Genomic DNA, 24,714 nt, shown 5'->3' with positions numbered 1-24,714 from the left:
TCGTAACATACTTCCTCGTGCCGCGGCGACGTTTTTTTCACTGCGGCACAGAGGTAGGGCGGGCATGCGAGTTCATCCCCGCGCTTATTGCTCTGACCCGTCCGGCACCCACTCCTGAAGCACGGGAAGCTCAATGGTGAAGGTCGTGCCTACGCCCAACTCGCTCTCTACCCGGATCGTTCCTCTGTGCGCCTCGACGAGATGCTTTACGATGGAGAGCCCCAGCCCCGTGCCTCCCGATACGCGGGAGCGAGCCTTGTCTACCCGGTAGAAGCGCTCGAAGATGCGCGGCACATCCTTCTTCGGAATGCCGATGCCCGTATCGGTAATCGTCAACCGGATCCGTTCCTCCTGATCCGGGTCATGCAACGCCACAGCACCTATCTTCACCTGTCCGCCCTCCGGCGTATAGTTAATCGCGTTGGAGAGCAGGTTGAGCATAATCTGGCGCAGCCGATCCTCATCCGCCTCGACATACAGATCCGTCTCGGCATCCAGCCGGACATCGATGCGCTTGCTGCCCGCTTCCTTGCGCAGCATCTCCACCGTATGCTCGAGGAAGGTCCCGAGCTCCACCGGTGAAAATTGCAGCACCGCCCGTTTCGCTTCGATTTTGGACAATTCCAGAATGTCGCCGATAAGCCGGTTCAAACGCTCGCTCTCCTCCTGAATAATATGCAGGAAGGACTTCGCGATCTCCGGATCATGCATCGCCCCATTCAGCAGCGTCTCGGCGAAGCCCTTGACTGCGGCAATCGGTGTCTTGAGCTCATGGGATACATTCGCCACGAATTCAGTCCGCATCCGCTCGAGCCGCCGGATCTCCGAGACATCCTGCATCACCAGCAGAATGCCCGCCCATTCCTGATCGGTGAAATAGGCCGGGACGACCGTCACATCCAGCAGACGCTCCTCCGGATAATAAATCGTCATCTCGTCATGGCGCAGCTGCTTCTTCTCCTCGACCTCGGCCATCATCTGCTGCATCTCATACGGCGCCCTGACTTCGCTGAACGGACGCCCGAGCCATTCTCTGCTTCGGATGCCGAGAATATGCTCGGCCTTCCGGTTCAGCAGCGCAACCTTGCCTTCCGCATCGACCATCACGATCGCATTGATCATATGCTCCATGACCGTCTGCAGCCGGCTCTCGTTCTCGCGTATTTGCGACATCTGCACCTGGAGGCTCTCCGCCATCGCATTGATAGCCGTCCCCAACTGCCCGATCTCGTCCTTCCCCGCAGCCTGGGCCCTCGCCTTGTAGTCCATCTGGGCGATGCGCATCGCGACGCGGGTCATATTCTCGATCGGACGCGTCAGATTGAAGGCAATCCGGTAGCTGACGATCACGGCGATAACGAATAATGCCGCCAGACCTAGCGCCAAATACGCCCACAGCGCCCTCACGCTGCTCTCGACATGCTCCAGACTCATCGCCAGACGTATATACCCGTCAAAATGGGGCGTATGCACAGGCCTGGCGACATAGAGCATATTTTGCCCCAGCGTCTCGCTGTAACGGATATTCGAGCCGATCCCTTCCTGTCCTGCCTTCATGATCTCCTCGCGCGCCAAGTGATTGTCCATCCCGGCGGCCTCATGATCGGAATCGCCGACAACCGTCCCGTCAGCCAGTATAAAGGTAACGCGGGCATCCGCGCTATCATGAAGCTTGTGCGCCCAGCCGCTGTAATAGGCAATCACGTCGTCCCTGCTTCCCGGCTGGATCCAGGCGAGCGTCTGCTCGATGAGCATAATTTCCCGGGACATATTCTCCTCCAGTTGGCGGATATGATTGTGCTTGAAGGTGGACGCCATATAAATACCGGCTGCCGTCACGGATATCCCGATAAGCAGCACAAAGATCAAAGTCAAACGCGTGCGAAACCGCGACATGCGCATCTCTCCACTTCATTCTCGAGGTTGTAGGTCTATGTTCCATCCTACCGACCGTTGCGCCGTTTGGCTAGAGTGTCTTATGTAAAGGTTTTGTAAACCCTGAACGGAATCGCGTTCTCCGCTATTCTTCCCTTCCGATGACCATTGTCATTCCGGCCGGGCCATACAAACAAATCCCCGGTCCGCGACCGGGGATTAAAGAATGATTGCTTATGCAAAGACAGGGTCCTTTAACTGGGCCAGCTTCTCGAACGAGTTGCGATCGACGTCAGCGTGCAGGCTGTTGCCATGCGCATCCATCGTCACAATCGCCGCGAACCCTTCTACATCGAGATGCCACATCGCTTCCGGAATGCCGAATTCGAGGAAATCGACTCCGTTCACTTGCTTCATGCATTCCGCATAATATTGAGCCGCCCCACCAATCGCATTCAAATAGACGGCGCCATGCTCCTGCAGCGCGGCCAGTGTCTTCGCACCCATGCCGCCTTTGCCGATGACGGCGCGGATGCCGAATTTCTTAATGATATCGCCTTGGTACGGCTCCTCGCGGATGCTCGTCGTTGGTCCGGCCGCCTTGACATGCCAGCCTTCCTCATCCTTAAGCATGACCGGGCCGCAATGATAGATGACCGCCCCGTCCAGATCGACCGGCGCATCATGGTCCATCAAATATTTATGGAGCGCGTCGCGTCCCGTGTGCATCTCTCCGTTGATAACGACGACGTCCCCTACCTTCAAAGAGCGGATCTGCTCCTCGGAAATCGGCGTATTCAGCACGATGCGGCTGCTCTCGCTCTTCGCGGGCGCTTCTTCCGCTGCCCCTGCCGCTTCATCGGCCGCGCTGTCCATCGGAAGCTCGCTGCCGCGCTCGTATACCCATTCCTTAATCTCTCCGCTCGCGCTGTCGAGCAGGGCGCCTTGGCGCCGGTAGGCCCAGCAGTTGTAGGCGACCGATACGAAGAAGCTCGCCGGCAGCCGGTTCATGACCCCAATCTTGCAGCCAAGCAGCGTCACCTCGCCGCCGAAGCCCATCGTGCCGATGCCCAGCTGATTTGCCTTATCCAAAATATATTCTTCCAATTGCCGCAGCTCAGCAATCGGATTCGTATCATCTACGCGGCGGAACAGCTGCTGCTTCGCCAGCTCGTAGCCTGTCGTCCGATCACCGCCGATGCCGACACCGATGAAGCCTGCGCTGCAGCCCTGCCCCTGAGCCTGGTAGATCGCGTGCAGAATGCATTTGCGGATGCCGTCGAGATCGCGGCCCGCCTTGCCCAAGCCCTCCAGTTCGGCCGGCAGGCTGTACTGGATGTTCTTGTTCTCGCAGCCGCCGCCCTTCAAGATGAGACGCACCTCTATGTCGTCGCGCTCCCACTGCTCGAAATGGATGACCGGCGTTCCCGGGCCGAGATTGTCCCCGCTGTTCGCGCCCGTCAAGGAATCGACGGAATTGGTGCGAAGCTTGCCTTCCTTCGTCGCGTGGCTGACCGCTTCCTGAATCTCCCGCTTCATGACGATCTGATTCGCGCCTACCGGGGTATGGACGATGAACGTCGGCATGCCGGTATCCTGACAGATGGGGGATATCTTCGTCTCCGCCATCGCAATATTGCGGGCGATCGTGCCCAGGGACAGTCCGGCGCGCGTGGCAGCGTCCTCGCGCGCTTGCGCTTCCCGGATCGCCTTGCGCACATCGCCCGGCAGATTGGTTGATGTCTCCACGATCAAATCATAAACGCTCTGCAAAAACGATTTCATAAGCAAACCCAAGCCCCTCTCTTCGAATATCCCGCTATCTATCTGCAATCATCTGGCTGTCTGTCGGGTTCCTCTCTATCTTCTCTGCTTCGGCCGATTCGACATGCCGCATGCGGCGTGAATCCGCTTCCTATAGTAATATAATAGCATAATAGAAGCGTCTGTCGAAGACATTCGGACGAAGTTATCCGGAGCTCGATGCGATGCCGGAAAGGATGAGAACCTATGGATCCAATCAAGGACGAGGCGCAAGCCGGGCGTCCGCATGGACATCATTTTTTTGCCTATATGTATCGGTTGAAGCATATCGAGCGCTGGAGCCTGATGCGCAATACGACGAAGGAGAACGTCGCCGAGCACAGCTTCCACGTCGCGATGACGACGCATATGCTGTGCACAATCGGGAACGAGGTGTACGGGAAAGCGCTGGACACGGGCCGGGCCGTCATGATGGCGCTGTTCCACGACGCGACGGAAGTGTTCACGGGAGATATTCCGACGCCCGTCAAGCACCACAATACGCGCATTCTGGCCAACTTCCGCGAGATCGAGCAATTGGCTGCAGAGCGGCTTATCGGCATGATTCCGGCTGAGCTGCAGACGGCCTATGCGCCGCTCATCGATCAGACGCTGGATGAGGAACTGAAGCGCTATGTGAAGGCTGCCGATCTGCTCGACGCCTACTTCAAATGCGGAAGCGAAGCGGCAGCGGGCAACCGGGAATTCGATGTGGCCCGGCGGCAGACCGAGCAAAAATTGCGGGCGCTCGGCCTGGAGGAAATCGACTATGTCCTTACCCGCCTCGCGCCAAGCTTCGACATGACGCTGGACGAAATGTCGTTGCCCGACAGCTAGACTCACGTAGTTCCTCCTCCCTATCCCGCAGACTGGCGATGGTTTTGGAAATCATCCCGCGGTCTGTTAAAATTAAGGTAAAAAATACAGCGAAAATTGTCGCCGTTGGATAGGAAGAAAGGAAGAACGCCATGCCATTATTCAATGTCACACTGGTTCATCGCATTTTTCGCGGCATATGGGTAACCATCGTCACACTCGGGGCTATCCTGCTATTTTATTATGGCTTCCGGATAATTTACCCGTTCCTGATTGCCTGGCTGCTGGCCTATATGATGAACCCGCTCGTCCGGTTTTTGGAGCAAAGATGGAGGTTCCCGCGCTGGACCGCCGTAGCCTCCTCCATTCTACTGTTCGGCTCGATCATAACCTTCGCGATCTTCGTCTTCACGACCAAGATCGTGTCGGAGTCCTGGCATATCGTCGGCCTCGTGCAGGAGCAGATCGCCGAGTGGAGGAATTGGCTGAATGATTACTATCATTCCGCTGAATTCCAAGCTATCCTGTCCGATCTAAATGAGACGCTGACAGCGATCGACTTGCAATCGTCCTTGTCGAAATATACGAGCACGATCGCGACGACCGGCTCGGCTCTCGTCGCCTACTTATTCAACTTTATTAAAGCGAGCGTGCTGTTCCTGCCCAAGCTGGCTGTGATCACCGTCATTATTATGGTCGCTACCTATCTCATCAGCAAGCAGTGGAATTCGCTGGCGACGGCGAGCAAGCAGATGGTGCCCGAACGGGTACGCGCCTCCCTCAGCGTCGTAAGCGGCGATCTGCAGCATGCCATTTTCGGTTACGTGAAGGGGCATATTATTTTATCCAGCATTACCGCACTCGTCTTTTTCCTCGGGTTGCTTGTTCTTGGCGTCGAGTATGCCTTCACGATCGCGATTATCGGCGGCATCGTCGATCTGATTCCGCTGATCGGCATCCCCGCCATAGTCGTCCCGTGGGCGGTGTTCTCCTTCATCGAAGGCAACCTGTTCCTGGGCACCGGTCTTCTGGTGTTATGGCCGATCATTCTTGTGACGCGGCATGCCTTTGAACCGAAGGTGTACGGCTCCAGCATCGGACTGAATCCGCTTATGCTGCTTATCTTTTTGTTCGCGGGACTTCATCTGTTCGGGGTGATCGGCATTTTTGTTGGCATCATCGCCCTCGTCGTGCTGACGGCGCTGCAGCGGGCCCATGTATTCCGCGATGTCTGGCGCTATATTATGACCGGCTCCTTCTTTCCGATGGCGCCCCCTGCACCCAAATAATCACGCAGCTTCGCAAGGACAACAAAGAGAGCGCCATTCCCCCGGAATGCGCTCTCTTTGCCTGTCAGGCCCGCCGCAACTCTTCACGCTTTCTTACCCGAAGGACGTCACTAGCCCATTCAGCAGCGTTCTAATGTCATATTGATACTCGTTGCAGTCCGACATTTTTTTCTTCACATAGTCGCCTTCATTATCCGGGTACAGACCGTAGCCCTAGAACACGCGGACATGCTCCGGCTGGTTCCGGAAATGCGGCTGATGCGCTAGCACAATCGACATCAACCAACTGGACTCCTTGAATGTGACCAAGGCGCCTGTTCGTGCTTTATTGCGGGAGAAGGCTTCCATCCGATCGAAAAATCTCGAGTCCTGACAGGTTACGGTGAAGGACTCCCACTTCGAGCCTTCGATATGGTCGTCGAATGAAGAAGGGATTTCCCAATCCGGGCTTCTTCGCGGCGATGCGATCCCATAGCTTCCACGAGCTTCCCTTGCCGTTCAAGCTTGGGCGGACGTCATCGAGCCAAGGCTATAGCCCTCCGTCATCGACCCGTCACGATGATAAGGTCGCCGTCATTGAGCTCTATCGTTCCCGGCGATCCCTCTTTGACATAATGAATTCTCGTTACCGTAATGCCGCTGCCTTCTTTGAAATCCAGATCGGTCACCGTGCATTTCATATTGAAATCGACGCCATGCGGCGGCTGTATAATTTTTTGCCATTGGCAATAAAATGTATAGTTTTCTAGCGAGAGGCAGCCTCGCTTACTGGGGCTTGTGCTCATAGCGATGCAGCGCTTTGGAGAAATTGCCCTCCAACAGCTCGTTCAATTTTTGGATCATCCGGTCCGGATTCTCGGTCATTCCGTTCTCCATCCACTGAATCACGAGGCCAGTAAAGGCAAGCGTATAGAAATTGGCGATAAATTTCTTATCCTCTTCCCGAACCTCCATTGTATCCGAGACTTCGTTCACCACATCCCTCATTAAGCCCATCGTGACGCTGTACAAATAATGATCGAGATGGTTCCTTGCCAATGAGTTAAGCGTGTTGAGACAAAATGCTTTGTTGTTCTCGATATAGAGAAAAATTTTGCGGAGTCCTTGCGTCCATGTGCTGTAGCTTCGGTAGTGGGCGATGCTCTCGACGGCTTCAGATTGGTAAACCCAGCCGAGCAAATCGTAAATGTCCTGGAAATGGTAGTAAAACGTTTGCCTGTTCAAGCCGCAGCGATCCACGATATGCTTGACCGTAATTTTATTGAAAGGGCGGTCGTTCATCAGTTCCTTGAGTGAGGTCGCAAGCGCTTTCCTCGTTATAAGCGAGCTGGACATTCCATCACCTGCTGTATCAGAATACAACTCTGAAATTTATGCTTATTATACCCGCAATCGTATCCCGCTACAAATGACTATGGGAATCAAGCCGATTATGTCGTCAGCCGGCCCGGATCTGCCCGATTACTTGAAGGACAAGCTGGAATGAGTAACCTTGGTGGATGCCGGCTCCGTGAAGGTGGAAGACGTAATGGCGCTGAATCCGGATTTGATTATTACGAGCGGCCGCACGGAGAAATTGTACGATCAGCTTACGCAAATTGCGCCGACAGTGCAGTTGGAGGGCGATTTTTACACTTGGCGCGAACGCTTCCCCGAGATGGCCGGCATCTCGGGCAAAGAAAAGGAAATGAATGAATGGCTTGCTCATTATGAAGAGAAGGCCAAGAAAATCGGCGATGAAATTAAAGCCGTCACGGGAGATGCAACGTTTGCCCTGTACGTGACAAATGCGTCGCAATACCGGAATTACGGAAAAGCTTTGCTCGGCGACGTCCTGTTCTCTGATTTGAAGCTGCCGATAGGCGAAGGGGCGCCGACGGAGTCAAGCGTCGAAATGGTATCTCTTGAAAATCTATTCATGTTCGATCCGGACTATATTTTCTTGGGGCTGTATGGAGATAATCTGGCAGTGGCTCAAAAAAAGCTGGATGACATGCAAAAATCCGAGCTGTGGAGCAAGCTGAAGGCAGCGAAAAACGGCCACGTCTATATGTTGGACAATCCAACATGGTCGTTAGGAACATTCCCGCTCGGCAAAGAAAAAGTGCTGGAAATGGTGCGCGATATGGTGTTGAAAAAATAGAGCGATTGGCAAGAAAAAAAGGGCGGTCCCGTTCGTCATACTGCATGACGTACAGGACGGCCCTCCCTGTTCCGCTTCGGATTAAATGTAGCGGTAGACCATCAAAATAACCATGATGATGAACAGGATGAAGACGAGCGTGGCGAACATCTGCGTCTTGTCAATCGCCGCCGTATTACTCTGGCCGGCCTTCGCCGACTGCAGCGCAACCTTGATCTGCTTGCCCATAATGCCGCCCAGCGCGGCGATGGCGAGGAACACGACCATCGTCAAAATAATCCACAGCATGGAATAGCTGCCTTTGCCAATCATATAGCCGCCCGTCAGAAATTGCGCGATTAGTGCATATTGGGCAATCCGGTTCGCGGAATGAACGCCAAGCAGCAGCCCCTCCTGCCCCGATGCCGACACGAGCTTCAGCTTATTGACGACAAACGGGATGACCGCATAAATCCCCATTGCGACTGCCCCCAGAATATGCAAGAGTACAAGAGCCGTGTACATAAGGAACATTCCCTCCATAGTCATGTTATGTATGTAATTTTGCTTCCTATTATACTAGACTCTCCCTCTGAACACAAAGAAAGATGGCCATTTTTGGGCCATCTTTCTGTATATCGCTATAATATTTGTCACAATTTCAATTTATCCGGCGACAACTTTGATAACATTCCGCACGGATTCGGCTGATTTGTCCAATGCCGCCCGCTCTTCCGGCGTCAAGTCAATCTCGAGCACTTTCTCGATGCCGTCGCCGCCCAGTATGGCCAATACGCCCATGAATAGCTTGTCGTAGCCATATTCACCTTCCAGGTAAGCAATGACCGGCAGAATGCGCTTCTTGTCCTTCAGAATCGCTTCGGTCATCTGTACCAGCGATGCCGCCGGCGCATAGTAGGCGCTACCGTTGCCAAGCAGGTTCACGATCTCGCCGCCGCCTACGCGGGTGCGCTGCACGATCGCATCAATGCGCTCCTGCGGAATCAGCTTCTCAATCGGCACGCCGCCGACATTCGTATACCGAACGAGCGGCACCATGTCGTCGCCATGTCCGCCAAGCACGACCCCGCGGACATCTTCCACCGACACGTTCAATTCCTGCGCGATGAACGTACAGTAACGAGCCGTGTCCAGGACGCCGGATTGGCCGATGACGCGGTTCTTCGGGAAGCCGAGCGTTTCAAATGCTGCGTAGGTCATCGCATCAACCGGATTGCTCAAAATGATGACGTAAGCATTTGGGCAGTACTTTTTCACATTTTCGCAGACGGACTTCACGATGCCTGCATTCGTGTTGACGAGATCGTCCCGGCTCATGCCCGGCTTCCGCGCTACACCCGCCGTTATGATGACGATGTCGGAATCCTTCGTATCTTCATAGTTGGAGGTACCTGTAATCTGGCTGTCGAACCCTTGCACCGGGCTTGCCTCCAGCATGTCAAGCGCCTTCCCCTTCGTTGGATTCTCGAGTTGGGGGATATCCACCAATACAACGTCTCCGAGTTCCTTTTGGGCGAGCATCAAAGCAGTAGTAGCGCCCGTGAATCCCGCACCTACTACCGTAATCTTGTTGCGTCGAATAGCCATTCCGGTCGACCCCCTATTTCATATGGTTAATGATATGATCAGCGAATTGCGAGCATTTCACTTCCGTTGCGTCGTCCATCAGACGGGCAAAGTCATAGGTTACGGTCTTATTGTTGATCGCCGTCTCCATGCCTTTGTAGATCAAGTCAGCAGCTTCCTGCCAGCCAAGATGCTCCAGCAGCATGACGCCGGACAGAATAACGGAGCCCGGATTGACGACATCGAGATCCGCATACTTCGGCGCGGTTCCGTGCGTCGCTTCGAAAATGGCATGTCCGGTCACATAGTTGATGTTCGCGCCAGGCGCAATGCCGATGCCGCCGACTTGCGCAGCCAGGGCGTCGGACAAGTAGTCGCCGTTCAGGTTCAGCGTAGCGATGACGTCGAAGTCCTTCGGACGCGTCAGCACTTGCTGCAGAGCGATATCAGCAATGGCGTCCTTGATGATGATCTTGCCAGCCGCTTCCGCTTCCGCTTGGGCCTTGTTGGCCGCATCTACGCCTTCCGCTTCCTTGATGCGATCGTACTGGCCCCAAGTGAACGTCTGCTCGGCGAATTCCTGCTCGGCCACTTCGTAGCCCCAGTTCTTGAACGCGCCTTCCGTGAACTTCATAATGTTGCCTTTGTGAACCAGCGTTACGCTCTTGCGCTTATGAGTGATCGCGTATTCGATCGCTGCGCGTACGAGGCGCTTGGAGCCTTCGGAAGATACCGGCTTGATGCCGATGCCGGAAGTCTCAGGGAAGCGGATTTTCTTCACGCCCATCTCCTGCTGCAGGAAGGCAATCACTTTCTTCACTTCTTCCGATCCGGAAGCATACTCGATGCCGGCATAGATATCTTCGGTATTTTCACGGAAAATGACCATGTCAACCAATTCCGGACGCTTGACCGGAGAAGGAACGCCGTGGAAATAGCGAACCGGACGCAAGCATGTGTACAGATCCAGCTCTTGGCGAAGCGCGACGTTCAGAGAACGGATACCGCCGCCGATTGGCGTCGTCAACGGTCCCTTGATCGCGACGATATATTCGCGGATCGCTGCCAGCGTATCGTTAGGCAGCCATTCGCCGTATGTGTTATAGGCCTTCTCGCCCGCGAACACCTCATACCAAGCCAGCTTGCGTTCGCCATTGTACGCCTTCTCGACTGCGGCATCGAGCACCCGCTTCGATGCGCGCCAAATATCGCGGCCCGTTCCGTCTCCTTCGATGAACGGGATAATCGGATGGTTAGGCACTTGCAGCTTGCCGTCTTGAATTGTAATTTTCTCGCCTTCAGTAGGTAATTCGAACTTCTCCAATTGAACCATGGACGTTCCTCCTTAAGTAAATTGCCGCACCATCATGTGATGCAGCCTTCGTCTGCCATACGATCGGCGGGAGCCACAACTCCATTGTAGCAACCCGCCGTCTGGTAGCACAAGCCAGTTCGATTATTCGCTGCTCCATCCCGTGTCCGTCGATTATCGCTCCGCGAGCGGAACGTAGCGCTGGACGGCCGGTCCGGTGTACTCGGCGCGCGGACGGATAATCCGGTTGTTCTCGTATTGCTCCAAAATATGAGCCGTCCATCCGGATACCCGGCTTATCGCGAAGATCGGAGTAAACAGATCGCGCGGTACGCCAAGCAGCGTGTACACCGAGGCTGAATAGAAGTCGACGTTCGGCTTCAGGCCCTTCTGACCGGTCACAATCTCTTCAATGCGGACCGACATGTTATACAGCTCGAGATTGCCGCTCTTGCCGCCAAGCTCACGAGACATCGCCTGAAGATGCTTCGCGCGCGGATCTCCATTCTTGTAGACGCGGTGTCCGAAGCCCATGATCTTTTCTTTGCGATCGAGCTTATCTTGAATGTAATCCTCCACGCGATCGGGAGAACCGATCTCTTCAAGCATCTTCATGACGGCTTCATTGGCTCCGCCATGAAGCGGTCCCTTCAACGCTCCGATAGCCGACACAACGCCGGAATAGATGTCTGAGAGCGTCGCCACCGTGACGCGCGCGGCGAACGTGGAAGCGTTTAACTCATGATCTGCGTGAAGGACGAGCGCTTTGTCCATCGCCTTCACGGCGCTTGCCTCCGGCTCTTCCCCTGTCAGCATATACAGGAAATTGTATGCGATGGAACGGCCGGCTTGCGGAGCCACCGGCTCCTTGCCCGCACGCAGACGCGCGTAAGCGGCAACCACGGTAGGCAGCTTCGCCTGCAGCTTCACCGCCTTGGCGACATTCGCCTCCCGGCTCATGTCGTTGGCCAGATCGTCATACAGGGCCAGAGCGGAAATCGCGGAGCGGAGAACAGCCATCGTATTGGCGTTCGACGGGTACAATCTCATTTGATCGATGACGGCAGGAGAAATTGCCGCACTCTCGTCGAATTGCTTCTGTAATGCAGATAATTCGTCACGGTTCGGCAGCTGGCCATGCCAGAGCAAGTACACAACCTCTTCAAAGGTTGCGTAATCAGCCAAATCGTCGATATTGTAACCGCGGTAGGTCAGCGTGCCGTCGATAATCGAGCTGATCGACGATTCCGCTGCAACAATACCTTCCAAACCTTTCGTCGCTGTCATCTGTCCTCTCTCCTTTGCATTACTTACCTATATCAATCCTAGTTTCCCTTTTCTCTGCCAATCCTGATGTTCCCTGACTATTTGAAAATAGGCAGGTTCTTTCTACTTTAAATCATAAAGGATTTTGTCGGAACTGTGAACGGTTTCATTACAGAATGTGGATAGAAATGCTTTATCACGTCTATAAATGCTTTTTGTGAAAATAAAAATGAAAGTCTTGTGATTTTAAGCATAGCATTACTTATAAAGGTCTGTCCTACGTACGGATCCGGGAAGCAGGAATCCCGGTCACCCAAGCCGGAAAGGAGACGGGAAAATGAATCACATATCGTTGAAACGGCTATGGAGAGGAAGCCTTGTCCTGGGGGGATCCATCCTTGTCTGCGTCGCTTGCTACATTCTCTTGCCTGTGATGTACCCGTTCCTGATCGCATGGCTGATCGCGCTCCTGCTGAACCCGATCGTCGATTGGATGAGCGAATCGCTGCGCTTTCCCCGCTGGCTTAGCGTCACGGTGTCGCTGCTGCTGTTCCTGCTCGGAATGATGACGATTGCGGCCGCCGTCATTACGCGCATCGTCAAAGAAATATATACAGTATCGTTAACGATGGATTATACACTCAATCAATGGAGGGAGTTGTTCATCCGTTTTTTCGATAGCGGGGAGGTACAGCAGCTCATTCATTTGATCAGTTCGATCTACAAGGACAATCCGAATGTCCAGGAATCGATCAACCGCAATCTGGCCGATACCGCGCAGACCGTCACGACCGCGATTACGAACCTGATCACGCTCTTCCTGGATGGCATCGTCCGGCTGCTCACCAGCCTGCCCAACGTCGCAACCATCGCGATCGTCGTCCTGCTCGCCGCCTTCTTCATCAGCAAGGATTGGCTGCGATGGCGGCGCACGGTGCTCGCCTGGGTGCAGGAGCCGCTCCGGACGCCAGCTGGCACCATTTGGCACGATCTGAAAGGGGCCCTGTTCGGCTACTGCCGGGCACAATTCATGCTCATCTCGATGACGATGGTCTTCGTCACGATCGGCCTCATCCTGCTCCGGGTCGACTACGCGATCACAATCGGACTACTGGTCGGACTTGTCGATCTGCTCCCCTACCTGGGAGTGGGAGCGGTCATGGTGCCTTGGATGATATACAGCTTCGCGATCGGCAATACCTCGTTCGGCATCGGACTTGCCGTCCTCTATGCGATTGTCCTCGTCGCCCGCCAGGTGATGGAGCCGAAAGTGCTCGCCTCCAGCCTCGGGCTCGATCCGCTTATCATGCTCATGGCCACCTTCGCCGGCCTCAAGCTGCTCGGCGTGCTCGGCCTGATCGCCGGGCCTGTCGCCGTCGTCATCATTGCCGCGCTGCACCGGGCCGGAATCTTCACGGACTTGCGCAACTACATTATGGCCGGAAGGCAGTAAGAAGCCGGACAAGCGCCCGCATCCTATCACCACCAGGAGGGGGTAGCCCCCCTCTTTCCACTTCGGCCGCCGGATTCCGCATGCAGTTATCAATTTTGGCTGCGGGACCGATCGAAATATGACATAGAGGTGTCAGGTTCAATCTAGTAAAATAATAGAAAAATCTGAAAAGGGGAGTCGCCATGGCGAGCTACGAATACGCATCCAAACAACAGCTGAAAGAAACCATCCATTCTGCTTATCTGCTGCTGGACGGTGAGTTCGAGGGGATGGACGACAGTCAAAAGGACAAAAGAGTTCCTGAAGTCGATAGAACTCCCGCCGAAATCATCGCCTACCAGCTCGGATGGCTGAATCTTGTTATGGGCTGGGATAAAGACGAACTGGCGGGAAAACCCGTTATCATGCCGGCGCCGGATTATAAATGGAACCAGCTCGGCGGCCTGTACCAGTCCTTCTACGCTGCTTACGCTGATCTTTCCTTGACCGAACTCCGGCGGTTGTTCCGAGATACAGAACGCCAGTGGCTGGACTGGATCGACACCTTAAGCGAAGAAGAACTGTTTATCCAATCTGTCCGCAAATGGACCGGGGACAAACCGAACTGGCCGATGGCCCGATGGATCCACATCAATTCCGCCGCTCCCTTCAAAACATTCCGGGCAAAAATCAGGAAGTGGAAAAAGCATCAGGAACAAGCGTAATCCGTCACCTCTGTCCAGCGACGCGGGTCTGGAAGCTTGAGGGGCAAGGTACCAGCCATTCTGCACATCGTTGGTTCGATAGGGAGCGCCAGGTACTTATGCTGATTCTTGTTCTTCGATCTTGTTCTTTGATCTTGTTCTTTTTGTTCTTGTAATAATTGTTCTTGTAATTGTTCTTGTCTCGTGCCGGGCCTTTATCGAATGGAAAGGTACCTTAGAAAAGTCCTTATAACCAATATCCCAACACGTCAGGGGCCCGGCTCTTGCCGGAAAGGCCACTCACCAAACTTCTGCAACTCGTTACTGCATAGGACGCACTAAGTACAAATGCTGATTCTTGCGCTAGTAATATTGCTTGTATTGATGGTTTTGTCGAATGGAGATGTAGCATAGGAGCGTCCTTATAACCAATATCCCAACGCGTCAGGGGCCGGATCATCCACAAAGACCGAATTGAACAAAGCCTATAAGCCCCTACCCTGAATAAACGGGATAACACTGATAAGGCTCGGTTACGGTTATGCTACCTGTCCTGACGCATTGGGATATCATTCATAGGGCCTCATTCGTGCTTACCTGACCTGAGGCATAGGGATTTCGTTCATAGGGCGCTCATTCGCGCTTACCTGCCCTTCTGACGCAAGGGGATAGCGTTCATAGGGTGCTTATACGTACTTACCTGTCCTGACGCAGTGGGATATCTTCCATAAGGAGTTCAGACGCTCCTACCTTCCCCCTGATGCAAGGGGATATCGCCCATAGGGCGCTCAGACGCGCTTACCTGTCCTGACGCAAGGGGATATCGCCCATAGGGCGTTCATACGCGCTTACCTGCTCCTGACGCAAGGGGATAGCGTTCATAGGGTGCTCATACGTACTTACCTGTCCTGACGCAGTGGTATATCGTCCATAAGGCGTTCATACGCGCTTACCTGCCCTGACGCAAGGGGATAGCGTTCATAGGCGGTTATACGTGCTTACCTGCACTAATCGAGGGGGCGATTTCTCAAAAGTGGCCGGAACGGAACAACGACGTGATGCACGCATCATGTCGTTGTCTGTGCAGGCGCACCTCATCAATATCGCTTATAGTAGATGAAGCTGCCATCCTTCATTTTCTTTTCAATCCATTTGAGCAAGTAATGCCTGTATAGGGGCCGGGTCAGTGGAAACACGAGCGTGAAGCCCACGATATCCGTGAAAAACCCGGGGGTCAGCAGCAGCACGCCGCCAGCCAGTATACAGAGACCGTCAATGACCGCCCGCCCCGGAACCTGTCTCGCTTGAAGCTGCTTCTGGGCCTCTCCCCATACTTGAGCCGCTTCGTAGCGTGCGATGATCGCGCCGATCACACTGGTCAAAAGGATCAGGAGGAACGTGTTCCACCCTCCTATCCAGCCGCTGACGAGGAGGAATCCATATATTTCCAAAGCCGGAATTAAGGTCAATACGATAAGTATGCCTATCATAATCGGGTTCATGCTCGCATCTCCTTCCCACTGAAGTTCATGCTGTAGCTGCGAAGCCGAGGCTCGCGCGAACACAGCCTGCCACATTATCTCCTTTGCTGGCGGCCAATGGCCAGTCGGTCATCAGCCCATACCACAACGCGAACGGCCGCCTAAGCAGCCCTGGAAGGAGCGTCAAGGGCATGCCTGCTTCAGCAGCTCCCATACATCAGGCGCTTCCCGCTCGATTCGAGCCGGTCTCCAGTTCGCGTTCAGCCAAGCCAGCGTCGTCTCGCCTTCAACGAGGCGCTCGCCTTCCGGCTCAACATACCAACCGGCTTCGGCACCCTCCTCGCCTGCACGGCAGATACTGGAGGCGAAGGTGAGGCGCAGAGGCGTCCGCTGAATGAGCTTCGTGAACACGACAACCGTGTCGTCGTATATAGCCGGGCGCATAAAATGCAGATGCAGGTCGACGACCGGCAACAGCAATCCCCGCGCTTCCAGTTCACGGTAGGTTAAGCCTTGGGCACGAATCCATTCAGTCCGGCCCACCTCGAACCAGGTGACGTAATTGCCGTGGAATACAACATCCATCCTATCGGTCTCCTGATATCTAACACGAAGCGGAAATCCATACCACGCGGCTTGCGTGTTCATTTCGGAATCGCTCATTCCCTTTCTCCCCCTATTGTATCCTATGGAGCCTTCGCTCACAAATGCAACAGAAGCAATGGCGGTTGCACCATTGCTTCTGCTTGTTTTTATGGAATCATTGTTCGTATCAAAAGCTGCCAATTAGGAAAGGCGGCTTTGGCCGATTTGGCTAATCTTGATCAAGTTCGTCGAACCTGCGCAGCCAGTAGGCACGCCAGCCGTAATGACGACGAGGTCGCCTTCGGATACGATACCCGTCTTCACGCCGCCGCGAACCGCTTCATCGAACATTTCGTCCGTCGAATTGGCCGCTTCACTCTTGACGGTAACGACGCCCCAGGACAGGCACAGTCCGCGCATCACTTGCTCCGATGGAGTGACGGCGATGATTGGCGCCTTCGGACGGTATTTGGATACCATCCGTGCCGTATAGCCTGTCTGCGTAGAGCTGATAATTGCCTTCGCATCCAACTCCAATGCAGAGTTCGCTACCGCTTGGCTGATAGCGTCGGTTACAGTTGCCTGCTGCTTCGAGCTTTGCTTCGCCAGAAGCTCATGATATTCGAGCGCAGACTCCGCTTTCTCCGCAATGCGGGACATTGTCAGCACCGACTCTACCGGATATTTACCTGCAGCCGTCTCGCCCGACAGCATGATTGCATCCGTTCCATCGAAGATGGCGTTCGCCACGTCGCTCGCTTCGGCGCGGGTCGGACGCGGGTTGCGCTGCATGGAATCAAGCATTTGCGTCGCAGTAATGACCGGCTTGCCGGCCAGGTTGCACTTCTCAATCATTCGCTTCTGAACGAGTGGAACTTCTTCGGCCGGAATCTCGACACCGAGGTCACCGCGCGCAACCATCAGACCGTCGGACACTTCCAGAATCTCGTCGAGGTTGTCCACGCCTTCTTGGTTCTCGATTTTCGAGATGATTTGGATGTGGCCTGCGTTGTTCTCTTCGAGCAGGTTGCGGATCTCCATGACGTCGCTCGCTTTACGCACAAAAGAAGCCGCAATAAAGTCGACACCCTGTTCAATACCGAAGCGGATATCACTTGCGTCTTTCTCTGTAATACCTGGCAGCGAAATCTTAACGCCTGGAACGTTTACGCCTTTTTTGCTCTTAATCGTTCCGCCGTTAACGATTTTACATTTGATTTCCGTGCCTTGAATATCAACAACAGATAGTCCGATCAGACCATCGTCGATCAAAATCGTCGAACCTACTTCCACATCTTGCGGCAATTCTTTATATGTAACCGAGATGCGGTCCTTGTCTCCCAAAATTTCTTCCGTGGTCAATGTGACATATTCGTCCTGAACGAGGTCAATCGGCTCTACCGCCAATTTTCCCGTACGGATTTCCGGGCCTTTCGTGTCGAGCAGAATAGCAACTGTCTTGTTGAGCTCAGCGCAAGCCTGGCGAATATTTTTGATGCGGTTGCCGTGCTCATCGAAGTCGCCGTGCGAGAAGTTCAGACGGGCGACATTCATGCCGGCCATAATCACTTTCTTGATGTTTTCCAAGGATTCGCTGGAAGGACCGATCGTACAGACAATTTTCGTTTTACGCATATGAGTTTCCTCCAATGTTGTGCTCTCTTTTTCTGTCTATTGTTGCATATCTTGCGTATGCCCTCATCTATCTAATTTACTATAATTCGACAAGTTTGTATATGAAGATTATCATAATATTTAGTTTTACCAGCATATACCGTTTTTATGATTCGGTACTTCCTACCTTGGTATGTTCTTCAAATACCCCGATGCGGCGGAATTTCTCATACCGGTCCTCCCGCAGTTCATCGGCGCTCATCTCCAGCAGTTCTGCCAGATGGCGGACAAGCGCTTCTCTGACTTCGGCCGAGGCAGCCGGCACATCTTTGTGAGCTCCGCCCTGCGGCTCGGGAATGATCTCCTCGATGACTTCCATTTCCTTCAGATCGTCTGCCGTAATCTTCATCGCTTCCGCCGCCTGATCGGCCTTCGACGCATCCTTCCACAAAATGGAAGCCGCGCCGTTCGGAGAGATGGCGGAATAGATTGCATTTTCAAGCATCAGCACGCGGTTGCCCACACCCAAAGCCAGCGCTCCACCACTGCCCCCTTCGCCGATTACGACGCAAATGACCGGCACGCGGAGCAGCATCATATCCCGCAGGTTGCGGGCGATCGCCTCGGATTGGCCGCGCTCTTCCGCCGTATTGCCCGGATAGGCACCCTTCGTGTCAATGAACGTTATGATCGGCCGGTTGAACTTGTCCGCTTGCTGCATTAGGCGCAGCGCCTTGCGGAAGCCTTCCGGATGGGGGCTGCCGAAGAAGCGTGCAATATTGTCCTTCGTATCTTTCCCTCGCTGATGACCAATAACCGTGACGGGAATGCCGTTCAATCGCGCCAATCCGCCAACGATCGCAAGATCGTCGCCGAACAAGCGGTCTCCGTGCATTTCGATGAAATCGGTAAAAATATGCTGAATGAAATCAAGCGCGGTCGGACGTTGATGATGTCGTGCCAAGTGCATCTTCTGCGACGGACTGATCGTAGTGTAAATGTCCTCGGCCAGCTTGGCGTAACGCTGCTCCAACCGGGCGATTTCTTCAGTAAAGTCAATGTTCTTTTCTTTGCCGAACCGCTTAAGCTCGTCTATTTTTTTCTTCAACTCTACCAAAGGCTGCTCGAACGGAAGCTCACCCGCCATGCGTCACCTCTCCTTTCACGGTATGCAGATCAATCAGCTTGTTCAATGTTTGGCGCATGTCTTTGCGCGGAACGACCAGATCGATCTGTCCGTGCTTCAAATTAAATTCCGCCGTCTGGAACTCGTCCGGCAGCTTCTGGCGAATCGTCTGCTCGATGACAAGTCGTCCGGCAAAGCCAATTCTTGCGCCTGGCTCCGCTATAATAATGTCGCCAAGCATCGCGAAGCTGGCCGATACGCCGCCCATCGTCGGATCGGTGAAGACGGAAATGTACAAACCGCCCGCCTCATGGAACTTGGCCAACGCCGCGCTCGTCTTCGCCATTTGCATCAGGCTCAGAATGCTTTCCTGCATCCGCGCTCCACCAGAGGTGGAGAAGATGATCAGAGGATATTGCTTCTGCTGCGCCGTCTCAATCGCGCGCGTCACCTTCTCGCCGACGACCGAGCCCATGCTGCCTGTGAAAAACTCGAAGCTCATGACGGCAACCACAACCGGAAAACCGCCTATGGTGCCTTCCCCCGTGATTACGGCTTCTTTCAAGCCCGTCTTTGCTTTTTGAAGATTTAGCTTCTCCATATAATCTGGGAATTGAAGCGGGTCGACAGAATCCATTTCCGCGTCATATTCAAAGAAACGGCCTTCATCCAAGGTCATTTCGATGCGTTCCCACGCATTCAATCGCAGATGATGAGTGCACTCCGAGCATACCTTCAGGTTTTTTTGCAATTCTTTATGATACTGAATCGTGCCGCATTTCGGGCATTTGTTCATTAACCCTTCGGGTATTTCACGCTTAGGACGATCATCGTTCATCATCGGCGAAGGCACTGTTGCGTACTTTTTCTTTTGAAATAAGTCTTTAAACACCCGTTACACCTCTTTAGGCGTGATTTCTCAGCAAGGAGCAGTCTTGCGGCTCCCCAGAGATTGTCCTAACCGCAGGCAATAAAAATCGGCTGTCTGAACAACCTAGCGTTCATCCATCAGCCGTCTCATGCATGCAAAATCGAATTGAGCACCTCTTGAACTTCCTCGACTTCCCCGGAAGGTACCAGGATTTCAAATTGTTGTTTGGAGAGATGGACAGGGCGAACCTGAACGAGAAATCCTTCCTCTGTCAATCTGATCCGGATCTTCTCTGCTAAATTGGCAGTCGGAGCGATGTAGATGACTGTCCACATGCGCGTATGACCCCCCTAACGTCCCAAGTACGGCTCATATAATGCCATTATGATAACATAATTGACATTTTCACCGCAACCAAATCCGGTGGAATCGCTAACCGCCATGTATGTCAGGGGAGTCCTCGGGGCCTCCGTTCAAGCTACAGCGCGTCATCTGCCGCATCGTAGCTGCGTGCGTCCCGGTTCCGGTGCGCGATGCGGGCGGAAGCTGCCGCTGCCAATCCGGCGACGATATCGTCGAGAAAGACGTGCACCTGTTCCCGGTTATCGTTGAGCTCACGGATGACGCCGATTTTTGCTTTGTCCAAATAGCCGAAGCTCGTTAACCCAATCATGCCGTATACGTTCGTAATCCCCATCGCGAGCGTTTCGTCCACCCCGTACAAGGATTCATCCGCCTCCATAATCGATTGCAGCGGCTCTGGCAGCCGTTTCTGCTCCGCCAGCTCATCCAGCGCAATGCCGGTAATGAGCGTGTATTGGACTTCCCGCTTGCGGATTACCGTCTGCACACTATCCAGGCACGCTTCCATCGTCAGGGACGCATTGTAAGGCGACTGAAGCTGATAGACGATGTCCGCGATGCTGTCCAGGGTGACACCCCGCCGGTTGAGCCATTGCTCGGCCAAATCGAGCGGCATGGCCATCCCCTCCCTTCCCTGTCCTCCGTTCGGACTTGTCTCCTGCATCTGAGACGTATCTAAAATGTATGCGGAAGGGCGGGGAAATGTTCACCGCTTCATCATTATTTTACGCGTACGCTTCCTTCGCCGAAGAGCGCCTCGATGCGCTTGAACAGGTCCGGCGAAGGCTTCAGCGCGTACGAGTCGTTCAGCGCGAGCAGCTGCTGTTCGCGCTCGTAGAACAGCACGGTCGGCAGCGGGCCGGGCTGCGTCTGGAGGAGCCGCTTGAGCTCCTCCAGCAGCTCCGGCCGCTCGCGGTCGGCCGTAATCTTGATGTAGACGCGCTGGCGCTTCGCCCCGCGCGGCGCGCCCTTGGCGCCGGAGCCCGCCGATGGCGCCTGCTGCGGCTGGCGGGCCGGAGCCGGGCGCTGCGGCGCAGCGCGGTGTCCGGCGGCTTCGGCCGCTACGGGCGCATCGCCGTCCGGCACGCGCATCCCTGCGGCAAGCGGCTTGCGCCGCCGGGCGGCGATGCGCTTCGCCAGGCCGGAGACCGCGCCGGCCTCGAGCGGCACCACCTCGTGGGCGAGCAGCTTGAAGCCCTCGTCCTCAAGCTGCACCTTCGCCTGCACCGCCACGAGCGCGCCCTTGCCAACGAGCCGCTCCGCCCGCTTCCACACTTCCGGGAACAGCACGACCTCGGCCCGTTCCACGCGGTCCTCCAGCTCGGCGAAGGCCATCGGCTTGCCCTTTTTCGTCGTAATGGTGCGGAGCGACACGATCATGCCGGCGACGATGCACTCGCTCTCGTCAGGCGCTTCGTGCAGATCGACGAGCCGGTCGGTGTCGAGCTCCTCCAGCAATTGATCATATTCGTCCAGCGGATGCCCGGACAAATAGAGACCGAGCAGCTCCCGCTCCAGCTCCAGCTGCTGCGACATTGTAAGCGGCTGGACATCGGGATAATCAATCGTCCAGTTGTTCACCTCGACGAGATCGAGGAATTGGATCTGCAAATCTTCCCGATCCTTGCGCCACTTCGCGGCTGCCTCCAGCGTCTCGTCGATCATGGCGAGCAGTTGGGCGCGGTGGCCCGGCAAGGAATCAAAGGCTCCGCCTTGGATGAGCGACTCGATAACCCGGCGGTTGCAGACCCGCAGATCGACCCGCTGGCAAAAATCGAGCAAATCCGCATAAGGCCGTTCCTGCCGCTCGCGAATAATGCTCTCGATCGCCAGCGTGCCGACATTCTTGATCGCGCCCAGGCCGAAGCGAATGCCGCCCGCAACCGGGGTGAACGGCACGAAGCTCTCATTGACATCCGGCGGCAGCACCTCGATGCCGAGCCGCCGGCAATCGTCGATATATTCCGCCACCTTCCGGTGGCTGCCCATATTGGCCGTCAACATGGACGCCATGAATTCTGTCGGATAATGCGTCTTCAGATAAGCCGTCTGGAAGGCAAGCACGGCATACGCCGCCGCATGGGCACGCGGGAAGCCGTAGTCGGCGAAGCGGACGATCATGTCGTACACCCGGTTCGCTTCTTCCGCCGAATAGCCTTGCCCCAGACTGCCTTCCACGAAATGCTGGCGCTGCTGATCCAGCACTTCACGCTTCTTCTTCGATACGGCCCGCCGCAGCAGATCCGCTTCCCCCAGGCTGAATCCCGCCATCTGCGAAGCGATATGCATAATCTGCTCCTGGTAGACGATAATGCCGTAGGTATCCCGGAGAATCGGCTCCAGATCGGGATGCGGGTATTCCACCGGCTTCAGGCCGTGCTTCCTCTGAATAAAATTCGGGATGAACTCCATCGGACCCGGCCGGTACAGAGCGAGGACAGATATGATATCCTCGAACGAGGACGGCTTCAATTCCCGCAGCACGCGGCGCATGCCGGCCGATTCCAATTGGAATACGCCCGTCGTATCCCCCTTGCCCAGAAGAGCATAGGTGGCCGGATCCGTATCGTCGAGCGCGTTCAGGCTGATCTCGTCCCCCGTATCCTTCTTCACCCAGCCAAGCGTGCGCTCGATGATCGATAAGGTGCGCAGGCCGAGGAAGTCCATCTTCAGCAGCCCGACCGCTTCCAAATGCTCCATCGAATACTGCGTAAGCGCCGCATGCTCCGTCCCGGCCTGGAGCGGCACGTAATGGGTCAGCGGCTCCCGGCTGATGACGACGCCAGCCGCATGGGTCGACGCGTGGCGCGGCATCCGTTCCACCTTCGCCGCCATGTCGAGCAGCTCGCCGATGCGGGGCTGGCGCTCCTTCCATTCACGCAGCTCGCTGCTGGCGTTCAGAGCCTTCGCCAGCGTCATGCCTACCTGGTTCGGGATCAGCTTGGCGGCCCGATCCGTCTCGTTATACGGCACGTTCAGCACCCGGCCGACATCCCGTACGGCCGCTCGCGCGGCCATCGTGCCGAAGGTGATGATCTGCGCCACTCGATCATGGCCGTATTTGTCTGCCACATAGCGGATGACCTCGTCGCGCCTCTCGTCATTGAAGTCGATGTCGATATCCGGCATCGTAATCCGTTCCGGGTTGAGGAACCGCTCGAACAGCAGCCGGTATTTGAGCGGATCCACATTCGTAATACGCAGGCTGTAGGCGACCAGACTGCCGGCGGACGAACCCCGGCCGGGTCCGGTCATAATGCCCTGCTCATGCGCGAAGCGGATGAAATCCCACACGATGAGGAAATAATCGGAGAACCCCATCTTCTCGATCGTGTCGAGCTCATAGTTCAGCCGCTCCTGCGCGGCCGTACGGAACTCCTCGTCCGACCAGGCGGGCAGCTCCGCATAGCGCCGTTCAAGCCCTTCCTGACACAGCTGGCGCAAATAATCAGGGGCGGACAGCCCCGGCGGCAGCGGCTCGAAGGAAGGAAGAATCGAGGCTCCAAGGTCCAGCGTCACCTGACACTCCTCTGCAATGCGCACCGTATTGGCCACCGCCTCCGGAACGTGGCGGAACAGCGCGTTCATCTCCTCCGCCGACTTGAAATACATCTGGGTCGTCCCCATTTTCAGCCGATCCTCGTCTTCCTTCGTCTTGCCCGTGCCGATGCAAATGAGGACATCCTGCACCGCGGCGTCCTCTTCCTCCATATAGTGCACATCATTCGTCACCGTAAGCGGGATGCCCGTCTCCTCGCTGAGCGCGACAAGGCCGAGATTGACCTTCTTCTGCTCAGGCAGCCCGTGGTCTTGCAGCTCGAGATAGAATCCGTCCTTGAAAATATCGCGGTAACGCTCCGCCGCCTCGCGGGCGGCCTCTGCTCGCCCGTGGAGCACATGCTGGGACACCTCTCCTCCAAGGCAGGCGCTCAGCGCGATGATGCCGTCCGCATGCCGGCGCAGCGTGTCCATGTCCACCCGGGGCTTGTAATGAAATCCTTCCAAATGCCCGATGGACGTAATCCGCATCAGATTGCGATAGCCTTCTTCATTTTTTGCCAGGAGAATCAGGTGATAGTTCGGCTGCTCCTTGCGGGAGCCCTTATCATGAAGCGACCCGGCCGTAACATAAGCTTCCATGCCAATAATTGGCTTGACTCCGTGCGCAAGGCAAGCTTTGTAGAAGGCGATGGTCCCGTACATGACCCCATGATCCGTAAGCGCCAGCGCTTTCATCCCATATTGAGCCGCCCGTGCGGCCAGATTCTCGATGCGGGCCGCACCGTCAAGCAGGCTGTATTCACTGTGAACATGCAGGTGCACGAACGGTTCCATAGCCTTCCCCTCCTTCTTATGCCGTGCCATGTATGGGAACATATTTTCGTCTATCTTGTATTGTATCATATTTTTTCACGGAAATTCTATATATGTATAAAGGACATCTTGTCCGCAGGCACCCGCGGGAGCA

General features: G+C 55.2%; 23 protein-coding genes. 5 read left to right on the top strand and 18 right to left on the bottom strand.

The genetic code is table 11. The annotated features are described in order from the left end of the window. Window positions 1-84 precede the first annotated feature (84 nt). Window positions 85-1,896, bottom strand: coding sequence for a two-component system histidine kinase PnpS (pnpS, locus tag DQX05_RS21185; RefSeq protein WP_119795462.1), 1,812 nt, complete (start codon window positions 1,894-1,896; stop codon window positions 85-87). 213 nt (window positions 1,897-2,109) lie between these two features. After that, window positions 2,110-3,660 carry a fumarate hydratase gene (locus DQX05_RS21180; protein ID WP_119795461.1) on the bottom strand — a complete coding sequence of 517 codons (1,551 nt, stop codon included), beginning with the start codon at window positions 3,658-3,660 and terminating at the stop codon, window positions 2,110-2,112. Window positions 3,661-3,885: 225 nt separating this feature from the next. Here DQX05_RS21180 and yfbR point away from each other — a divergent pair, with 225 nt between their 5' ends. Both yfbR and ytvI (DQX05_RS21170) read left to right on the top strand, forming a co-directional pair. Then, window positions 3,886-4,515, top strand: coding sequence for a 5'-deoxynucleotidase (yfbR, locus tag DQX05_RS21175; protein WP_119795460.1), 630 nt, complete (start codon window positions 3,886-3,888; stop codon window positions 4,513-4,515). Between the two features lie 131 nt (window positions 4,516-4,646). Then, entirely contained in the window at window positions 4,647-5,783 is a 1,137-nt protein-coding gene (gene ytvI / locus DQX05_RS21170) for a sporulation integral membrane protein YtvI (RefSeq protein ID WP_119795459.1), read from the top strand. A 213-nt stretch (window positions 5,784-5,996) separates the two neighbouring features. On the opposite strand, the gene DQX05_RS32440 is transcribed toward ytvI (DQX05_RS21170), so the two are convergent. The 3 genes from DQX05_RS32440 to dhaS form a co-directional block, all read right to left on the bottom strand. Beyond that, window positions 5,997-6,194: an oleate hydratase gene (locus DQX05_RS32440; protein ID WP_259392159.1), complete on the bottom strand. Its 198-nt coding sequence runs from the start codon at window positions 6,192-6,194 to the stop codon at window positions 5,997-5,999. Window positions 6,195-6,325: 131 nt separating this feature from the next. Then, window positions 6,326-6,463, bottom strand: a complete 138-nt coding sequence (locus DQX05_RS32435) for a hypothetical protein (RefSeq protein WP_259392158.1) — start codon at window positions 6,461-6,463, stop codon at window positions 6,326-6,328. A gap of 85 nt (window positions 6,464-6,548) precedes the next feature. Beyond that, a complete protein-coding gene (gene dhaS, locus DQX05_RS21160) occupies window positions 6,549-7,118 on the bottom strand; it encodes a dihydroxyacetone kinase transcriptional activator DhaS (RefSeq protein WP_119795458.1) in 570 nt (189 codons plus the stop codon). A gap of 160 nt (window positions 7,119-7,278) precedes the next feature. Here dhaS and DQX05_RS21155 point away from each other — a divergent pair, with 160 nt between their 5' ends. Next, a complete protein-coding gene (locus tag DQX05_RS21155) occupies window positions 7,279-7,926 on the top strand; it encodes an ABC transporter substrate-binding protein (protein ID WP_259392157.1) in 648 nt (215 codons plus the stop codon). Between the two features lie 81 nt (window positions 7,927-8,007). Here DQX05_RS21155 and DQX05_RS21150 read toward each other — a convergent pair whose 3' ends face one another. The 4 genes from DQX05_RS21150 to citZ all read right to left on the bottom strand — a co-directional run bounded on the left by DQX05_RS21150 (window position 8,008) and on the right by citZ (window position 12,091). Continuing rightward, window positions 8,008-8,385 (bottom strand): hypothetical protein, encoded by a 378-nt coding sequence (locus DQX05_RS21150; protein ID WP_259392156.1) that lies wholly within the window; start codon window positions 8,383-8,385, stop codon window positions 8,008-8,010. Window positions 8,386-8,571: 186 nt separating this feature from the next. Then, window positions 8,572-9,513 (bottom strand): malate dehydrogenase, encoded by a 942-nt coding sequence (mdh, locus tag DQX05_RS21145; protein ID WP_119795456.1) that lies wholly within the window; start codon window positions 9,511-9,513, stop codon window positions 8,572-8,574. Window positions 9,514-9,526: 13 nt separating this feature from the next. Then, window positions 9,527-10,825 (bottom strand): NADP-dependent isocitrate dehydrogenase, encoded by a 1,299-nt coding sequence (gene icd, locus DQX05_RS21140; protein ID WP_119795455.1) that lies wholly within the window; start codon window positions 10,823-10,825, stop codon window positions 9,527-9,529. A gap of 153 nt (window positions 10,826-10,978) precedes the next feature. After that, a complete protein-coding gene (gene citZ / locus DQX05_RS21135; protein ID WP_119795454.1) occupies window positions 10,979-12,091 on the bottom strand; it encodes a citrate synthase in 1,113 nt (370 codons plus the stop codon). A gap of 316 nt (window positions 12,092-12,407) precedes the next feature. On the opposite strand from citZ, the gene ytvI (DQX05_RS21130) reads away from it, so the two are divergent. Then, window positions 12,408-13,523, top strand: a complete 1,116-nt coding sequence (gene ytvI, locus DQX05_RS21130; protein WP_119795453.1) for a sporulation integral membrane protein YtvI — start codon at window positions 12,408-12,410, stop codon at window positions 13,521-13,523. Between the two features lie 182 nt (window positions 13,524-13,705). Next, window positions 13,706-14,227, top strand: coding sequence for a ClbS/DfsB family four-helix bundle protein (locus DQX05_RS21125; protein WP_119795452.1), 522 nt, complete (start codon window positions 13,706-13,708; stop codon window positions 14,225-14,227). A 1,076-nt stretch (window positions 14,228-15,303) separates the two neighbouring features. Here DQX05_RS21125 and DQX05_RS21120 read toward each other — a convergent pair. The 9 genes from DQX05_RS21120 to DQX05_RS21085 all read right to left on the bottom strand — a co-directional run bounded on the left by DQX05_RS21120 (window position 15,304) and on the right by DQX05_RS21085 (window position 24,581). Next, window positions 15,304-15,708 carry an FxsA family protein gene (locus DQX05_RS21120; protein ID WP_087445252.1) on the bottom strand — a complete coding sequence of 135 codons (405 nt, stop codon included), beginning with the start codon at window positions 15,706-15,708 and terminating at the stop codon, window positions 15,304-15,306. 25 nt (window positions 15,709-15,733) lie between these two features. Beyond that, window positions 15,734-15,874 (bottom strand): hypothetical protein, encoded by a 141-nt coding sequence (locus DQX05_RS30980; RefSeq protein WP_182914848.1) that lies wholly within the window; start codon window positions 15,872-15,874, stop codon window positions 15,734-15,736. Further along, window positions 15,871-16,350, bottom strand: coding sequence for an acyl-CoA thioesterase (locus DQX05_RS21115; RefSeq protein ID WP_119795451.1), 480 nt, complete (start codon window positions 16,348-16,350; stop codon window positions 15,871-15,873). Before DQX05_RS21115 ends, DQX05_RS30980 begins: the two co-directional genes overlap by 4 nt. A 123-nt stretch (window positions 16,351-16,473) precedes the next feature. After that, window positions 16,474-17,907, bottom strand: coding sequence for a pyruvate kinase (gene pyk / locus DQX05_RS21110; protein WP_119795450.1), 1,434 nt, complete (start codon window positions 17,905-17,907; stop codon window positions 16,474-16,476). Between the two features lie 145 nt (window positions 17,908-18,052). Next, window positions 18,053-19,033 carry an acetyl-CoA carboxylase carboxyl transferase subunit alpha gene (gene accA / locus DQX05_RS21105; RefSeq protein ID WP_119795449.1) on the bottom strand — a complete coding sequence of 327 codons (981 nt, stop codon included), beginning with the start codon at window positions 19,031-19,033 and terminating at the stop codon, window positions 18,053-18,055. Further along, complete coding sequence (accD, locus tag DQX05_RS21100; protein WP_119795448.1) at window positions 19,023-19,904, bottom strand: acetyl-CoA carboxylase, carboxyltransferase subunit beta; 882 nt, start codon at window positions 19,902-19,904, stop codon at window positions 19,023-19,025. The genes accA and accD overlap by 11 nt, the downstream gene beginning before the upstream one ends. A 125-nt stretch (window positions 19,905-20,029) precedes the next feature. Further along, entirely contained in the window at window positions 20,030-20,218 is a 189-nt protein-coding gene (locus DQX05_RS21095) for a glutamate decarboxylase (RefSeq protein WP_087445247.1), read from the bottom strand. Window positions 20,219-20,361: 143 nt separating this feature from the next. After that, complete coding sequence (locus DQX05_RS21090) at window positions 20,362-20,862, bottom strand: phosphatidylglycerophosphatase A family protein (RefSeq protein WP_119795447.1); 501 nt, start codon at window positions 20,860-20,862, stop codon at window positions 20,362-20,364. 104 nt (window positions 20,863-20,966) lie between these two features. Continuing rightward, window positions 20,967-24,581 (bottom strand): DNA polymerase III subunit alpha, encoded by a 3,615-nt coding sequence (locus DQX05_RS21085; protein ID WP_119795446.1) that lies wholly within the window; start codon window positions 24,579-24,581, stop codon window positions 20,967-20,969. Window positions 24,582-24,714 lie beyond the last annotated feature (133 nt).

It is taken from the genome of Paenibacillus thiaminolyticus, from assembly GCF_003591545.1.
Classification (GTDB): Bacteria; Bacillota; Bacilli; order Paenibacillales; family Paenibacillaceae; genus Paenibacillus_B; species Paenibacillus_B thiaminolyticus_A.
The sequence above is the reverse complement of the archived record's forward strand: the minus strand, read 5'-3'. Positions and strand labels throughout refer to the sequence as shown.

Excerpts from the sequence above, each read along its gene's own strand:
- DQX05_RS21180 (WP_119795461.1), bottom strand. The coding sequence starts at position 3,660 with ATGAAATCGTTTTTGCAGAGCGTTTATGATTTGATCGTGGAGACATCA.
- pnpS (WP_119795462.1), bottom strand. The coding sequence starts at position 1,896 with ATGTCGCGGTTTCGCACGCGTTTGACTTTGATCTTTGTGCTGCTTATC.
- mdh (WP_119795456.1), bottom strand. The coding sequence starts at position 9,513 with ATGGCTATTCGACGCAACAAGATTACGGTAGTAGGTGCGGGATTCACG.
- DQX05_RS21125 (WP_119795452.1), top strand. The coding sequence starts at position 13,706 with ATGGCGAGCTACGAATACGCATCCAAACAACAGCTGAAAGAAACCATC.
- DQX05_RS21120 (WP_087445252.1), bottom strand. The coding sequence starts at position 15,708 with ATGAACCCGATTATGATAGGCATACTTATCGTATTGACCTTAATTCCG.
- DQX05_RS21115 (WP_119795451.1), bottom strand. The coding sequence starts at position 16,350 with ATGAGCGATTCCGAAATGAACACGCAAGCCGCGTGGTATGGATTTCCG.
- ytvI (WP_119795453.1), top strand. The coding sequence starts at position 12,408 with ATGAATCACATATCGTTGAAACGGCTATGGAGAGGAAGCCTTGTCCTG.
- DQX05_RS21085 (WP_119795446.1), bottom strand. The coding sequence starts at position 24,581 with ATGGAACCGTTCGTGCACCTGCATGTTCACAGTGAATACAGCCTGCTT.
- citZ (WP_119795454.1), bottom strand. The coding sequence starts at position 12,091 with ATGACAGCGACGAAAGGTTTGGAAGGTATTGTTGCAGCGGAATCGTCG.
- icd (WP_119795455.1), bottom strand. The coding sequence starts at position 10,825 with ATGGTTCAATTGGAGAAGTTCGAATTACCTACTGAAGGCGAGAAAATT.
- ytvI (WP_119795459.1), top strand. The coding sequence starts at position 4,647 with ATGCCATTATTCAATGTCACACTGGTTCATCGCATTTTTCGCGGCATA.
- DQX05_RS32435 (WP_259392158.1), bottom strand. The coding sequence starts at position 6,463 with ATGAAATGCACGGTGACCGATCTGGATTTCAAAGAAGGCAGCGGCATT.
- pyk (WP_119795450.1), bottom strand. The coding sequence starts at position 17,907 with ATGCGTAAAACGAAAATTGTCTGTACGATCGGTCCTTCCAGCGAATCC.
- yfbR (WP_119795460.1), top strand. The coding sequence starts at position 3,886 with ATGGATCCAATCAAGGACGAGGCGCAAGCCGGGCGTCCGCATGGACAT.
- DQX05_RS21090 (WP_119795447.1), bottom strand. The coding sequence starts at position 20,862 with ATGCCGCTCGATTTGGCCGAGCAATGGCTCAACCGGCGGGGTGTCACC.
- DQX05_RS21150 (WP_259392156.1), bottom strand. The coding sequence starts at position 8,385 with ATGGGGATTTATGCGGTCATCCCGTTTGTCGTCAATAAGCTGAAGCTC.
- DQX05_RS21095 (WP_087445247.1), bottom strand. The coding sequence starts at position 20,218 with ATGTGGACAGTCATCTACATCGCTCCGACTGCCAATTTAGCAGAGAAG.
- dhaS (WP_119795458.1), bottom strand. The coding sequence starts at position 7,118 with ATGTCCAGCTCGCTTATAACGAGGAAAGCGCTTGCGACCTCACTCAAG.
- accA (WP_119795449.1), bottom strand. The coding sequence starts at position 19,033 with ATGGCGGGTGAGCTTCCGTTCGAGCAGCCTTTGGTAGAGTTGAAGAAA.